The sequence below is a fragment of the Methanosarcina sp. DH2 genome (assembly GCF_020804225.1).
Taxonomy (GTDB): domain Archaea; phylum Halobacteriota; class Methanosarcinia; order Methanosarcinales; family Methanosarcinaceae; genus Methanosarcina.
In genome coordinates this window covers 1-14,029 of record NZ_WJBI01000005.1, presented here as the reverse complement: position 1 = coordinate 14,029, position 14,029 = coordinate 1, and the positions used below count along the sequence as shown (strand labels likewise).

The following is a 14,029-nucleotide window of genomic DNA, read 5'->3' as shown; positions in this document are numbered from 1 at the left end:
AATATGGCTGCTGGGCTTAATAACGGACCGGATCAGAACCATATCTTGAACCAGTCTTTTTCTCATCTTCTACTTTTATTTTATGCCACCCACGCGAACCTTCTTTGCGATGCTTCATGTGTTTTACAACATAAGCGACACCTAATGCTGCTACGGTATAACCTGCTGCTTTCATAAATTGATGCACAATTATTCACCCCGAGATATTATTGTACCTTATCATTTATGAAGATACGCAAACAAATAGAGCTGTCATCGTATAGCGCTCTTAGCAGGTTAAAAAGAGTATTTTTAACAATGTCCTGGCTTAAATCTAGAAGACTTTTAAACTGAATACTGTAACAACCCATCTTTATATCAATGATAAAATTTTAATAGTCAGAAGCCCGATAATATATTGAAGACCCAATTGGCTGGGGTCTGCTATTGGTTTTGTACTGTACTTTCCGCTGCTAGATTTTACCGAATCATTCGGCAGGAAATTTAGAATTCAAGGTTTTGTTAAAGAGCAGATTTTGAAAATTAAAGATCTAAAGGCTCTATTGCTCACATTAAAATTTAATTTCTATATTTTTGGCTACAATATTGGTATACTGACTCAATAATTGTTGTTATAATTTTTGCTCTTTTGCAAAATTATAAAGGGCTCCGCAGAGCCCATCACAAAAATATTATCATATCCAGGAGCCTGGAATAACTCTTCAAATATGGCTGTCGGGTTCAATAACGTACCGGATCAGAACCATACCTTGAACCAGTTCTTTTTTCGCCGTGTATTTTTGTTTTAAATTCTTCTACTTTTGTTTTAAGCCCTTCTACTTTTGTTTTAAGTCCTTCTACTTTCGTTTTAGACCCCTCTACTTTTGTTTTATGCCAGCCGCACATACAGCAACCTTCTCCGCAAGGCATTATGCGTATATGCTTTACAACACAAGTAAGTCCTATTACTGCTAAGATATAAACTACTATTTCCATAAGTTTATTCATAGTTATTCACCCCAAGATATTATTGCACCTTATAGTTTATGAAGATACGCAAACAAACAGAGCTGTGTAACTATTCAGGTAGCTTTTATCATATATCGCTCTTAGCGGGTTTAAGAGTGTATCCTTAACAATGTCCTCTAGCTTAACTCTATAAGAATTTTAAACTAAAGGTTGTAACAACGCGTCTCCTTCTCAATGATAAAATTTAAGTAGTCCAGAGCCTGATAATATGTTGAAGACCTAATTGGCTAGGGTCTGCTGTCGGTTTTGTACCTGTACTTTCCGTTGCTAGATTTCTTCTTTAGCCTCGTAACGTAAGAGTAATTACCTGCAGTATAATGATTTAAAGCATCTGCCGCTTTTTTAGCTAGAGATCTCCTTTATCTACAATCTCTTTGCAGGTCAGAGGTTATTGTGAATCTATTACGTTGATTTGATGCTCTTTAGCCTGCATCTTTCAATCTCGCCAACCCTAGCACCAGACTTGTAAAGAGTAAAATCAAAGCTTTATCCCTGATTTCGGTTGCTGCATCATAATATATATTATCGAATTTATATATTAATTTGGTATAAATTAGTTATCAATAGTTTTATCCATTATAATGCAACATTAACGAATGGGGGCAATATTTATGGAAACAATGGAAGCGATTTTCACCAGAAGGAGCATCCGGAAATATTTGCCGGATCCGGTCAGCAGGGATATGATTGAGAATATTCTAAAAGCGGGTATGAGTGCACCGTCAGCAGGGGATGAACAGCCCTGGCATTTTATCATAATGGACAGGCGTGATCTGCTTGAAAGGATCTCGGAAATGCACCCTTATGCAATGATGTTGAAGGGCGCTCCAGCTGCATTACTGATCTGTGCAGACCCGAACGCTCCGAAATTTAAAGATTTCTGGGTCCAGGACTGCTCGGCTGCAAGCGAAAACATGTTGCTCGCTGCCCACGACCAGGGTCTCGGAGCTGTATGGATAGGAATTTATCCGGCTGAAAAACTTGTCACCGGAATTAGGGAGCTGCTTAAGATTCCTGAGCATATGATCCCTTTTTCGGCAATTGCAATTGGCTATCCGGCAGAAGAAAAAACAGGAAGATCCAGATACGAAGTCTCAAGAGTTCATGATAATTCCTGGTAAAGCTTCTGTCAATAAGGATCAGGGAGCGGATTGGAGGCTTTTTCTATATTCTTTCCCTTTAAGCACCTTTTAGTTTTTCCAGCGAATTTTCATATCCCTTTATCCCTATCTCTTTACACATTAAACCAGGATATACTAGCCAGAATACCCTGATATCTATCCAGGTTAGCCAGAATACCCTGATATCTATCCGGGCATACTGGAAATATTCTATTATATACTATAGAAGGTGAGTTTATGGAAAAGAAGCTGTCATCAGTACTTGTTTTACTTATAATTTTTTTTGCTGTACTGCCTTTTTCGGCAGGAGCTATTGATGAAGAAAATTCCCTCATCCACACGAGTTCAGGGAACACTTTCGGTGGCGGAGACAATCTTCGGATTGATCAGGATATCCAGGGGGACCTTGTGCTTGGAGGTTCAAGGCTTGAGATAAACGGAAATGTTATGGATGATTTCATCGGCGCCGGCGGAGAACTGATTGTCAACGGAGACATTTCAGGAAACATTCTAGCAGCCGGAGGTATTATCCGGGTAAATGGGGATGTCGGTGGAGACCTGGTAGTGGCCGGAGGGCAGATTATTCTCTCGCAGGACAGCACGGTTGAAGGAGATATTTTGCTGGCTGGAGGGGAAATAACCCTTAACGGGGTCGTCAATGGAGATGGGTCAGTTTCTGCCGGAACCCTCCAAACAGGAGAGAACTTTGAGCTTAGAGGAGATCTCGGACTTGAAGCCGAAAACTATCCTTCTGACCTTGAGGATGATGTAGGGGGAAATCTGAATATTACAACTACCAGAGCACAGGATCAGTATACAGGCGCATCTGAAGGTTTCAGCATATTTTCTTTCATTCTGGGACTACTGGCAGCTCTTGCCCTGGGCTTTATCCTTATCTATACATTCCCGGTTTTTGTAACAGAACTTGCGAAAGTTGTAAGGTTCTCAACGTTAAAAGCCGGACTTGTTGGCTTTCTGCTCCTCATTTTTGTCCCGGTGCTCTCTATAATCCTGCTAATTACAGTTTTCGGATGGAGTCTGTCTGTCTTGCTGATCCTGCTTTTTTCGCTCGCATTACTCATTGCTACTGTCCCTGTCAAACTGCTTGCGGGCGCAGTGATTTACAATAAGATATTCAAAAAAGAAGCAGGGAAAATGGTATATTACCTTATCGGAGCGGTCATATTTGCAATAGTATATCAGATTCCTTTCCTTGGCTGGCTCATACAGTTTGTTGCACTGCTGATAGGGTTGGGAGCGATAGGGATCTGGTTTGCGGGGAAGGCCAAACCTGAAAGTTAATAGGAAAATATAATTTAAAAATTAGAAAAGTAATACGAAAGGTAATCGAAAAAGTGATCAAAAAGGTAACTGAGTAGTCTGCAGATTACCTGATTTCGGAGGGCAGTTATTACGCGAGCTTAAGGGCTTTAGGGAAGAACTTCTTCCCTGAATTTTCCAATTATTTTACAAAAAAAGACGATGTACTGTGAAAACAGCACAAAAAAGTTTGACAACATTTTCCTGTAAAAAATGAAAACATAGAATAGATTTGAGCCCAAATACCAGGTTCTTTTTCAGGCGACTTTGCCGCACAGCTTTATAACAAAGATGCAGTGTTATGTCTTTGGCTTTCTCGCAGCCCTGAAAAGGATGCCTACCTGCGTAGCACCTGTCAAATTCCAGGGGATTGAGTTCTACGGAGAAGCACCTTTTTAAGCAGCATTGAGCATCGATCCATAGTCTGAATATTTCCAGATTAGACTGCACGCTAGGAGTTTATTGAGCGGTACGTAGAGAGGCTCAACGAGCCTGTAAAAATAGTGAAAAAGCAGAAAAAGAAGCGATATAAGAAGAAGTCCAGAGGCGCTGTATCTACTGTATCCCCCAATACAGTCTCTTCGAATGTTATGCTTCCCCAAACATATTAAATTCGAAGAAAAGATCAGCGACCCCAGGAAATTCTTTATGTGGTAGATTATGTTGGTAGATACCCCATTTTACTTCCCAACTTATTACTTCCCAACTCCAGCATATACAAATAACATAAATTATATTAAATAAATTATATCAAAAATTGTTTTCAAGCAAAAAATAGTTTAACGTGGCTTATTTTAATGTCGTTAAAACTTCTGGTATAATACAATTATTCAATTGTATCAAAACTTCAAATTAGAAACAATCTTTCGCATCAATTATGATATATATATTGATGCTGTCTTAGATATACAGATTAAGGGTAAAAGGGTTTCCTCTTAATCTATGGGTTGGATCGCAGGTAGGGACTTGAGAATAGGGACTCAAAACCCTACTACTACTTCTGAGCTAATATTCTGAAATATTCCAAAAACTGTTCAAATAAGTAATTGAATGAAACGAAAAGCTTTGAAATACTGACGAGGTTTAAACATGGAAAATGAAGCATATCTTACATTTGAGGATCATGAAGATTTCCGAAGGGTTGTTGAAGAAGTGCTCCAGGATAGAAAGGAATCAAGTGGAATGCTCTCAAGAGCATAACTTACTTTTCTCATGAATCCTTCTTGTAAAAATATAATTTTTATTATTTAATTGTCGTATACTGTTTAAATATTAGAGAGATAAGCTTTTTTCTTATAGTTTGACTGTCTTTTTTGGCATTGCATATCTAGTCCGCTGTCTATACGTATCTTATTCAACGAGTATGCGAAGACTGCACAGAAGCGCTGAAAACGTTGATAACATTCGAATTTCAAGATGAATAGTCAGTGTGTGACACGCAGCCGATTGAATCTAAGTATTTTTCAATTCCCAGCCTGTCAATGAGTTCTCCTAGCCTCTCTCCGTCAAGTCCCTCTTTCCTGTAATATTCAAAGGTTTTTTCAAGAATTGAAAAAAGCTGCTTCTCGTCCGCAAGTTCAAGAAGTTTTATCCCTTGCCTGGGCTGGCGTCCCGCTCTGCCTCCAACAAAGATTGTGCATCCGGTTTTTTCCGCCTTCAGGGCATCTTTCCGGCAGGCTGCAATACATGCTCCGCACAGGATACATTTTCCAGTATCTATATGGGCTTTATCTTCAAGGACTGTTATTGCCCCCATCTTACACGCCTTTTCACACAGCTTGCAGCCGACGCAGTTCTCTTCGCGGATTTCAGGTCTTACCGTGCCCATTATCCCGAAATCGTTGTCCTGAGGCCTCATACATGCCGAAGGGCAACCTGTTACTGCAATCTTGAGTTTCTTCGGGACGGCCTCCCCGAAATATTTTTCATCGATCATGTGTGCCAGGTTCTGGCAGTCGATCAACCCGTGTCTGCAGACCCTATTCCCTTGACAGGCTACTATGGCTCTAACCTTTTTTCCGGCAGAGCCTCCTGAAATGCCCTGTTTTTCAAGTTCATTGATTGCTGCTTCCACGTCTTCAAGTTTGACAAAAGGAACCTCAATCTGCTGCCTTGAAGTTATGTGAACATAGCCAGAGCCATATTTCTCGGCTGCGTCTGCAATTGCCCGCAGTTTTTCGGCGTCCAGATTCCCGCTCACTACTTTTAGCCGCATTGAAAACATATTTTCCTGCCTCTGGGGCAGAAAACCTTTACTTTTTATTGAAGACAGGTCAACTTTTTTCTCAGCCATATAAAGTCACTTCGCTTTAAGAGGCATTATAATTGATGCATATAAGAATTGTGATGATTGGGACTTCTGACCGGTCCTGGCTTTCCTCCTGATCGGAAATCAAAGAAAAGAAAAGACATTGAACTGTACAAGTGCCATGTAAAGGCTTGTGCCTGTAAAGATGCTAAGCATGGCGTTTCGTTTCCAGAAGTGCAGCCCTGCAACAACCCCTATTGTAAACAGTTCCGGAGCCCCGTAAGGAGTTACAAGCCACTGCACATCTTTCAGGCAATAGATGACCAGCAGCAGGAGAATCATTGGAGGCAGGTTCTTTTCAATAGTTGAAAGTATTGCTGGCGGCTCTCTTGAGCCAAAACACAGGAACGGGAGAACCCTTGTAGTGAAGGTCGCAAGGGCTATTACCGCAATGGTTACGAGCATTTGCAGGGTATCGGTCATCAGCTTTCCTCCTGTGAACTGTCCTGAACAGGCTGTATAACAGGCTGTATAACTGGCTGTACTGTCACTGCATGGAGCTTCCTGGTTCTTTTATTTACATGTATATTTCCCTGCATCAGTTTTTCCCTACACATCAGAATGAGAGTCCCCAGAATGATTGAAGCCAGCAGCATATTGTCAGGGCTGAAAAGTATAAGGGAGGTGGCTCCTGCCCCCACCGCAGCTACAAAGGGGAATCGCACGCTGGAATTGAAGTATTGCTCTATGGTCAGCACCACAAAGAGAGCAGTCAACACAAAAGTCATACCCTCAAGGTTGAGATCCAGCATGGAGCCAAGCACTGCCCCGAGTACTGACCCTGTGATCCAGTAGAGGTGATCGAGAGCTGCAATGTAAAAGTAAAACCTTGACTTTGACCCGCCTGCTGGGACTTCGGTTGTAGTCAGAAGGGCATAGGTCTCGTCAGTTAATGCAAAGATAAGGTAAGGCTTGACCTTCCCGGCACCGGAGAACTTTTCCAGCAAGGATAATCCATAAAATGCGTGCCTGAGGTTGAGGAGCAGAGTAGCTACAAGAAACTCCGTAAGCCCCGCTCCTGCAGCAAGTAAAGCCACTGCCAGAAACTGACCCGAACCCGCATAAACGAGCAGGCTCATAAGGAAAGCATAAATCCAGTGGTACCCGGCGCCATCAAGCAGGAACCCAAAAGCCATTCCGAGAGGTATGTATCCGAGAAATACAGGAATTGTTGTCTTGAGGGCATTCACGAAAAGGTCTGTATTCCTTTCCCCTATTTCGTGCTTTTTTACCTCCATATCAGTCATACTATCTCTTCTGTTACCTTTTTGTCGTAATTTTTCTTGAGGAATGAAAAACAGAAATTGCATTTATTATATTTAAAGGTAATGAATAAATATAGTAATTAGAATAAATATAGCAATGCTTACAACATTATGTTAAAAATTTATGATTTATCTACTAATTTGAAAGGTTACTCAAAAAGTGTGATCAGATAAAGATTGAAAACACTGGTGGTCTATTGTTAATCTGAGGTTAATATGTTCCAGGGCTATCGGGACGGTTTTGAATAGAATTAGCTAATAAGTCTAACTATATTGATATATAAAATACATCATATTTAATTACATGAGAGTTCTCCATCGGCTGAATGTTATTATCCTGTTGCTTTTGATATTTTTTATTGCATATATCCGGTATCTTACCGGCTTTTATATCTTTGAGGATCGGTCCCTATTGGATGCTCTTCTTGTGTCTTTAATTGTAATTTTTCTAGCTTATATAATAAATTCCCTTGCTGGAAGCCTCATCCTTAGAAGAGTTTCGACTGCCAAAGATAGATATACTCTGAGGAAAACGGTATCTGTTCTTGTCACAGTTCTTGTTTTTGCCGCTCTTTTTGCAATCTGGATTGAGAGAACAACCACCCTGCTTATCGCCTATGGGATTTTGAGTGCTGGAGTTGCAATTGCTCTTCAGGATCTTCTCCGCAGCATAGCCGGAGGGGTTCTGATAATTATGACCCGCCCCTTTAAAGCCGGAGATAGGATTCAGGTCGGGGACAGTACTGGCGATGTACTGGACATAGGGAGTTTCAGTACCTCAATTATGGAGATCAGGGAATGGGTGGATGCAGACCAATACACTGGCAGGATTCTTCACATCCCGAACAGCTTTGTCCTGAACCAGACAATAAAAAACTATACCAGGGATTATTCCTTTATCTGGGATGAGGTCAGGATTTTATTAATCTACGGAAGCAACTGGAAAAAAGCCGAAAAGATTGCCCTCAAAGCTGCAGGCCCGATTGTGGGAGAGTTCGAAAGCCTGGCGCGAACTGAGCTCCTTCTCATGGGAGAAAAATATTTTACTACAACCTATGAGGTGCAGACAAAACTCTTTATGAGATTGGAAGAAAACTGGATCGAAATGCGGTTAAGATATGTAGTGGAACCCAGAAAAAGGCGAGCAGTCAGCCATCTTTTAATCTCAAGTATTCTCGAAGCTCTCGAGAAAGAAGAAGATATTATGGTAGGAACCGCAGTAGGTATTGATCTTATAAAAGCTCAGGACGAGGGGTGATGTATGCAGCCCGTTTCTGCAGCTTCCCTCAATTTTTTCCCAAACATAAGACTTTTTTCAGATTTTTAAGATTCTCTTACCTCCCAGAAATCCAGGATAGACAATGATACAATACAATTTATTTACATAAATAAAAATATCTGTCAATAAAGAAACATATTACCTAACCAACATCTGTAAACTTACTCAGTTAAAAGGAGATTGCAGCAGTGGGCGTGTTTTTCAATAGCTGGAACGATCTCGGAAGAGTTTTGGTTCTCGGAGTAATGGGATATATTGCACTTGTACTTTTATTAAGGATTTCCGGAAACCGTACACTTTCCAAACTAAATGCGTTTGATTTTGTAATTACAATTGCTCTTGGATCTTCGTTCGGAGCACTTATTCTGAATAAAAATGTTGCACTCGCAGATGGAATAATGGCTTTTACAGTCCTGATAGGTATGCAGCATGTAATTACCTGGCTGACCATAAGATCGAATACTTTAAAAAGAGTAATAAGAAATGAGCCCTCCCTTGTGTATTACAATGGCGAGTATATTAAAAACTCTATGAAACGCTCCAGAGTTGTCGAAGACGAGATTGAGCAGTCTGTACGGAATCAAGGATACGCCAATCTGGAACATGTAGGGGCTGTTATCCTTGAGACTGATGGCAGCTTCTCAATCATAAGCCAGTCAGAGAAAGAAGGGAAAGAACTTGATATTGCCGGGTTAAAAGCTTAAGGGAAGAAATAAAAAACTTAGACGGCTGAATAAGAAATTTAAACAACTGGGTGAATACCTCGCCCTATCACTTGAACCTGACGGTTCAAGCTTTTGAGGGCGAAGCTTCCTGTTTCATTCCCCTGACTTGTGCCAACGAGTCCACAGGCTCTACCCGCCGTTCCGGCGGTGAAAATACAAATTTTTTATATTAATAGCGGCATTTACGTCCCGATCATGTATAGTTTTACAATCTGGACATTGCCATTCTCTTATACTTTCAGTAAGATTTGGATGCTTATAACCGCAAATATTACAGATTTTTGATAATGGTAACCATTGATTGATTTTGAAAATAGTCTTTCCAAACAATTCGGCTTTATATATTAATTTCAGTACGAAAGAATACCATGCTGAATCTCCGGTACTTTGCGCTCTATGATGATTACTCATCATTCCTTTAATATTCAAAGTTTCAACAGCTATTGCTTGATTTTCGCTGACTAGCTTTTTTGAAACTTTGTGTTGAAAATCGTTTCTTTGATTGGAAATTAATTCATGAACTTTAGCTAATCTCTTTACCACTTTTCTTCTATTATTTGACCCAATCACTTTTCTTGAAACTCTTTTTTGCAAACATTTTAATATCTGCAAAGAGGATTTCAAGAATTTCGGATGATCTATTTTTTCTCCAGTAGAAAGAGTAGCAAAAGTAATATTTCCTACATCTACCCCAATCATAGTAGCATGAGTGAATTCTTGTTTTTCAGGATATTCCAAATCGTTTTCTACAATTATACCGATATAGTATTTCCCTGTTGGAGTGCGAGATATGGTCGCAGTTTTCATATTTCCTTGTATCATATCTCTATGAAGTTTAATTTTCGTCCATCCAACTTTAGGAATCCATATCTTTTTACCCTCAATCCTGTAATGTTGAGGTATTTGAAATGACTGAACAGGATTCTTTTTACTCTTTTTCTTCGGAAATCCTGCACTTCCTTTGAAGAATTTGTTGTATGCTGAATTCAGATTTTTACTTGCTTGTTGCAGAGATTGAGAATTAACTTCTTTCAAAAAAGGGTAGATATTTTTTAGAACGGTGAGGTGATTATTCAAGTCAAATTCTGATATACTTATTTTAAATTTTTCATACATGTTTGTTTAATGTGAAGAAGTTTGTTATAGACAAATCTACAGCTACAGATATGTTTTTCTAAAAGAATTTTCTGGTCTTAATCTGGACAAATCCTATAACGGTAGCCACAAATCATAGTATATAATACAACTCGAAACTATATTAAGATTTACAGAGTCACCATCTGTAGAATATTAGTAATTTGACGGCTTTCATCCCCTCCCGCTTCGATCCGGTTTACCGGATCTACCGAGGAAGGGGGTCTTCCCGCCTTCTTAGATAAAACAGGCTTAGAGTTCGGAATTTCTCTGAGACCCGGTGTCGAATTCGGAATCTCCCCTGTTTCTCCTGTTTAACCGAACATTTCTCTGATTTGTATCACTTGATTCGCGCTCTTCCTCTATTGGAGGAATACTCAGGATATGAAGCTGTGGAGCCCTTATACCGTTCTTCTGAAATTCGATCCAGGCTCTTGTGTGTACATCGGATTCAAACTCGAATTCATCTCTCAGGTCATTTACATATGTTCTGGCTCTTAACCTTGTATAAAACGGGAGAGCTTTATGTAACAGGGTAATAGGGCTACTTCTGGAGATGTAAACGTATCTGGAGCTCACAACTACTTCCCTAAAAATCTTCATTGCAGTCTCAACATCTGACTCGGAGGCAATGTACAGATCTATTACAACCATCATCTCCGATTCCCCGTAATTTCCACTGGCAACGGCTTCACTAAAAATCAGGCTGTTAGGAACCGTAACGGTATCATCATCCGGTGTGACAAGTTTTGTTGCCCTCAGTCCGATATCAGTGACCTCACCATAATAGTTGCCAATTGTAATTTTGTCCCCAACCTGGTATGGTCTTTCAAATGTAACTACAACTCCTCCGACAAAGTCTGCAAAAAGGTCTTTTACTCCAAAACCGATCGCTGCACCCACAAGCCCTGTCAGGAGAAACAGTTCAGGTCCGAACATTGAGAATATTTCCCTGAGGATATAAAAAAAAGCGATGATATAAATTCCAAATTTTATAGCAGGGATAATCATTTTGACTTTTACGCTGCCGCTTCGGCTCATTTTCTCTGAAAATTTGGAAAGTGCGATAGTGACTATTCTGCCAAGTATGTATGCGGCGAATAAAATCAAAACCATATCTATGAGCGTTTGCATCTCTATTGATCTTATGCTTTCAAGAAGTTGCTCTCTACCCGTCTCTACAGCGCCCTCTCCATTTACCATTTACCACACCAACCTTAATTTTTCCAGATATGCAATGACGCTGCGCAGGGCTTCGGGTCTGACGCGAATGGATCCGTTCTCATGCTCAAAAATTAGTTCCTGGTTCAGGAGCTGGAAAAGAATTTCATCCGTCCTCAACATAGAGCCTACTATGTCGACGATTTCACTTTTTCTCAGGCCCTGGTATGAAAGGATCAGTTCCAGAACAAAAGCCTCTTCCTGTTCAAGTTCTATGTCATATGAAAAATGGCGTACGCCTTCAGGTTCTATATGAGGATAATCAATCTCAAGTTCCCAGATCCTGAGTGCGATACCAGGGTTACCTTTTGATTCCCGGTAGATTTCTCCAAATACCCGATCTTCGGCAGTCTCTTTTTCTTCCTCTCTTTCTTTTTCCTTCTCATTTAGAAGGCGTTTCTTAAGGTAAGAGATATTTATTTTCAGAACCGGGATGTAAACTTTCCTGCCCAGCGAGGCCAGTTCAAGCGGATAATCTTCTATATAAATGAGAGCTTTTTCTTTTACCTTATTACCGCTATCAAATATGATCTCTCCTTCTTCGTACCTTCCTAGAATAAGGTCTTTGAGATCCTCTTTTTCGAGAGCAGGAATAAAGACCTGCACCGGGAAGTACTTCTCAAGCCTGAAGACTTCGTTTAAGTATTTCCAGGCATAAGTGTTCCAGGTGGTGATAAATATACTGTTTTGAGAGCTAATCATATGCAGGAACTCATAAAATACCTCAAAACCACCCGACCTTCTCATATATAGAAATTGACAGTTATCTAAAAGCACTACTCTTTTTGTATCTTCGGGAAGGGAAATCTCCTTTTTGTCCCGGACGATCTTGGAAAAAGTGATTTTTGTCACTCTGCTTAAATTAAGTTTCTCAATTTCATTAAGCAGGGTAGTCTTTCCCCCAAGGGGTTCGGCTATAATGGCTACATTCAGTCTTTTCCCAACCTCAAAGTCAGCAATTGCTGCCTGGATTTCTCCTATGCTGTCCCGAAGTCCGAGAACCTCACCCAGGACCTTTCCCTCGGAGCCGTTACTATGAATCCCCGTCATATTCCTGTATTATATTTCGTGTATTGTACTTAATATATGCCTGATAGATACCTATAATTATTCGATAATTTTTCACTGGGATTAATTTATTTTCAAGAGCAGAAACTTTAAGGTGTTAGTTTAGCAGAAAAGAAAAACCCTGCTGCAACTTTTAAATATTTATAGCCATTTATAGAGTCTGGGATTTATTCTTTGAGATTTATTCCTTGAGATTTATTCGAGATTTATTCAAGATGTATTCCTTGATTTAGTCCTTGATTTAGTCCTTAATTACTCATTGAAAAAACCAACCCTTCTCGGAGAAATAGTTGTGGATGACTGGATGATTTCAACCCTTATCCTTTTTCTTCCCCTCCTTATAGTTTACCTGCTCGTCAAATACATCAAACTGAAAGGCAGGGTCGAATCCCGTGCCAGAGACCTGCATGAAGCCTGGCAAACGAGAGAAATGGATCGCCAGGTTTCCGACAAAGCTGATACCCTCTTCAGGACATGGAAACTTGATGAGGAGAAAAAATCCGCCAGGATGCAGTGAAAAAAGTGAAGCCATAATCCGAGGCAAGGTCACGGAACACCTTATCCCTTATTTCCCTGACTTCGAATATAACCCCAAAGACGCTAGATTCCTCGGAACTCCTGTAGATTTTATTATCTTTGACGGGCTTTCCGAAGGAGAAATGAACAGGGTTGTCTTTGCAGAGGTCAAGTCCGTAAAAACCGGCGCCCTTTCCCAGAGAGAAAAGCTTGTGAAGGAGTGCATTAACAGGGGAAAGGTAAGCTACGAGATCATCCACAATAAGGAATAAGTTTCCGTAATTTCCGTGCTTATTTTTTGGTCTCTCTTCCAGTTTTTCTTAACCCGTGGCTCTCACGGTCTCTTTGCTCCCGGTTTTCTTAAAAAAATTTGTAACTATTCAGGCAGCCTTTTAAAGGCTACAATTTTTCCTCTTTTCGAGGAAAAATTGGATATAAATTGAATTCTATTTTGTTTCGTTATCATGCTTACACGTGAAGAGATTCTTGCTTTGTGTGCTTCAAACCCTGAAGTTATTGCTTACATTGTGAGTCTTGAAACTCAAATTAAAGAACTTACTGAAAGGTTGATAGCCTTAGAATCTCGTTTAAACCAAAATAGTCGTAACAGCAGTCGTCCTCCTTCTACTGATTTTTTTGTCAAGGAGAAACCTAATCCTAAGAGTCTCCGTAAAAAGAGCGGGAAGAAACCTGGAGGTCAAGATGGTCACCCAGGGACAACTCTTGATATGGTTGATGATCCTGAGTAGGTAATAGAACATTCTTTGAGTTGCTGCAAAGAATGTGGCCATACTCTTGAGAATGTTGAAGTTGAAGCCCAAGAGAAAAGACAGGTCTTTGATATTCCTCCTGTAAATCTAATTGTTACAGAACACAAAAGTCAGATTAAGACCTGTCCTTACTGTGGAAGAATAAATAAAGCTGTTTTTCCTGAATCAGTAAAATATCCAGTTCAGTATGGTCCAAATATTTTAGCTTCAGCTATTTACTGTAAAAATCACCATTTTATCCCCTATGAAAGGATTTCTGAATTTTTTGAGGATATTATGGGAATAAAAATCTGT

13 protein-coding genes and 2 pseudogenes are annotated in these 14,029 nt (G+C 40.0%); 7 read left to right on the top strand and 8 right to left on the bottom strand.

What is annotated here, in order from left to right; translation table 11 throughout:
* Positions 1-16: 16 nt before the first annotated feature.
* Positions 17-187 (bottom strand): hypothetical protein, encoded by a 171-nt coding sequence (locus FXV91_RS08965; RefSeq protein ID WP_229390244.1) that lies wholly within the window; start codon positions 185-187, stop codon positions 17-19.
* Between the two features lie 533 nt (positions 188-720).
* Positions 721-987 carry a hypothetical protein gene (locus tag FXV91_RS08960; RefSeq protein ID WP_229390243.1) on the bottom strand — a complete coding sequence of 89 codons (267 nt, stop codon included), beginning with the start codon at positions 985-987 and terminating at the stop codon, positions 721-723.
* Between the two features lie 632 nt (positions 988-1,619).
* Between FXV91_RS08960 and FXV91_RS08955 the strand changes: the two genes are divergently transcribed.
* Together FXV91_RS08955 and FXV91_RS08950 are read left to right on the top strand one after the other, a co-directional pair.
* The gene (locus tag FXV91_RS08955) at positions 1,620-2,129 is read left to right on the top strand and encodes a nitroreductase family protein (RefSeq protein ID WP_229390242.1); all 510 of its coding nucleotides are present in this window, start codon (positions 1,620-1,622) and stop codon (positions 2,127-2,129) included.
* Between the two features lie 237 nt (positions 2,130-2,366).
* Positions 2,367-3,431, top strand: coding sequence for a FapA family protein (locus FXV91_RS08950; protein WP_229390241.1), 1,065 nt, complete (start codon positions 2,367-2,369; stop codon positions 3,429-3,431).
* A 1,429-nt stretch (positions 3,432-4,860) separates the two neighbouring features.
* Here the strand turns inward: FXV91_RS08950 and FXV91_RS08945 are convergent.
* The 3 genes from FXV91_RS08945 to FXV91_RS08935 all read right to left on the bottom strand — a co-directional run bounded on the left by FXV91_RS08945 (position 4,861) and on the right by FXV91_RS08935 (position 7,004).
* A complete protein-coding gene (locus FXV91_RS08945; protein ID WP_229390240.1) occupies positions 4,861-5,742 on the bottom strand; it encodes a 4Fe-4S binding protein in 882 nt (293 codons plus the stop codon).
* A 99-nt stretch (positions 5,743-5,841) separates the two neighbouring features.
* Positions 5,842-6,180, bottom strand: coding sequence for a branched-chain amino acid transporter permease (locus tag FXV91_RS08940; protein WP_229390239.1), 339 nt, complete (start codon positions 6,178-6,180; stop codon positions 5,842-5,844).
* Positions 6,180-7,004 carry an AzlC family ABC transporter permease gene (locus tag FXV91_RS08935; protein ID WP_229390238.1) on the bottom strand — a complete coding sequence of 275 codons (825 nt, stop codon included), beginning with the start codon at positions 7,002-7,004 and terminating at the stop codon, positions 6,180-6,182. The genes FXV91_RS08940 and FXV91_RS08935 overlap by 1 nt, the downstream gene beginning before the upstream one ends.
* A 430-nt stretch (positions 7,005-7,434) precedes the next feature.
* On the opposite strand from FXV91_RS08935, the gene FXV91_RS08930 reads away from it, so the two are divergent.
* Together FXV91_RS08930 and FXV91_RS08925 are read left to right on the top strand one after the other, a co-directional pair.
* Positions 7,435-8,280, top strand: coding sequence for a mechanosensitive ion channel domain-containing protein (locus tag FXV91_RS08930; RefSeq protein ID WP_229390237.1), 846 nt, complete (start codon positions 7,435-7,437; stop codon positions 8,278-8,280).
* Positions 8,281-8,489: 209 nt separating this feature from the next.
* The gene (locus FXV91_RS08925) at positions 8,490-9,005 is read left to right on the top strand and encodes a YetF domain-containing protein (RefSeq protein WP_229390236.1); all 516 of its coding nucleotides are present in this window, start codon (positions 8,490-8,492) and stop codon (positions 9,003-9,005) included.
* Between the two features lie 38 nt (positions 9,006-9,043).
* Here FXV91_RS08925 and FXV91_RS08920 read toward each other — a convergent pair.
* The 3 genes and pseudogenes from FXV91_RS08920 to FXV91_RS08910 all read right to left on the bottom strand — a co-directional run bounded on the left by FXV91_RS08920 (position 9,044) and on the right by FXV91_RS08910 (position 12,431).
* A pseudogene (locus tag FXV91_RS08920) lies at positions 9,044-10,210 on the bottom strand (RNA-guided endonuclease TnpB family protein).
* 202 nt (positions 10,211-10,412) lie between these two features.
* Positions 10,413-11,363 (bottom strand): mechanosensitive ion channel family protein, encoded by a 951-nt coding sequence (locus FXV91_RS08915; protein ID WP_229390235.1) that lies wholly within the window; start codon positions 11,361-11,363, stop codon positions 10,413-10,415.
* Positions 11,364-12,431 (bottom strand): hypothetical protein, encoded by a 1,068-nt coding sequence (locus FXV91_RS08910; protein WP_229390234.1) that lies wholly within the window; start codon positions 12,429-12,431, stop codon positions 11,364-11,366.
* 310 nt (positions 12,432-12,741) lie between these two features.
* Here FXV91_RS08910 and FXV91_RS19755 point away from each other — a divergent pair, with 310 nt between their 5' ends.
* The 3 genes and pseudogenes from FXV91_RS19755 to FXV91_RS08900 form a co-directional block, all read left to right on the top strand.
* Positions 12,742-12,966, top strand: a complete 225-nt coding sequence (locus FXV91_RS19755) for a Holliday junction resolvase-like protein (protein WP_345945493.1) — start codon at positions 12,742-12,744, stop codon at positions 12,964-12,966.
* Complete coding sequence (locus FXV91_RS19750) at positions 12,935-13,237, top strand: Holliday junction resolvase-like protein (RefSeq protein ID WP_255680018.1); 303 nt, start codon at positions 12,935-12,937, stop codon at positions 13,235-13,237. Before FXV91_RS19755 ends, FXV91_RS19750 begins: the two co-directional genes overlap by 32 nt.
* A 192-nt stretch (positions 13,238-13,429) precedes the next feature.
* Positions 13,430-14,029 (top strand): annotated as a pseudogene (locus FXV91_RS08900) (IS66-like element ISMma13 family transposase); the annotation flags it as partial.

What these genes read in the sequence shown, in the direction of transcription:
- FXV91_RS08945 (WP_229390240.1), bottom strand. Translation starts at nt 5,742, where the DNA reads ATGGCTGAGAAAAAAGTTGACCTGTCTTCAATAAAAAGTAAAGGTTTT.
- FXV91_RS08960 (WP_229390243.1), bottom strand. Translation starts at nt 987, where the DNA reads ATGAATAAACTTATGGAAATAGTAGTTTATATCTTAGCAGTAATAGGA.
- FXV91_RS08940 (WP_229390239.1), bottom strand. Translation starts at nt 6,180, where the DNA reads ATGACCGATACCCTGCAAATGCTCGTAACCATTGCGGTAATAGCCCTT.
- FXV91_RS08955 (WP_229390242.1), top strand. Translation starts at nt 1,620, where the DNA reads ATGGAAACAATGGAAGCGATTTTCACCAGAAGGAGCATCCGGAAATAT.
- FXV91_RS08935 (WP_229390238.1), bottom strand. Translation starts at nt 7,004, where the DNA reads ATGACTGATATGGAGGTAAAAAAGCACGAAATAGGGGAAAGGAATACA.
- FXV91_RS08915 (WP_229390235.1), bottom strand. Translation starts at nt 11,363, where the DNA reads ATGGTAAATGGAGAGGGCGCTGTAGAGACGGGTAGAGAGCAACTTCTT.
- FXV91_RS08910 (WP_229390234.1), bottom strand. Translation starts at nt 12,431, where the DNA reads ATGACGGGGATTCATAGTAACGGCTCCGAGGGAAAGGTCCTGGGTGAG.
- FXV91_RS08950 (WP_229390241.1), top strand. Translation starts at nt 2,367, where the DNA reads ATGGAAAAGAAGCTGTCATCAGTACTTGTTTTACTTATAATTTTTTTT.
- FXV91_RS19750 (WP_255680018.1), top strand. Translation starts at nt 12,935, where the DNA reads ATGAGGAGAAAAAATCCGCCAGGATGCAGTGAAAAAAGTGAAGCCATA.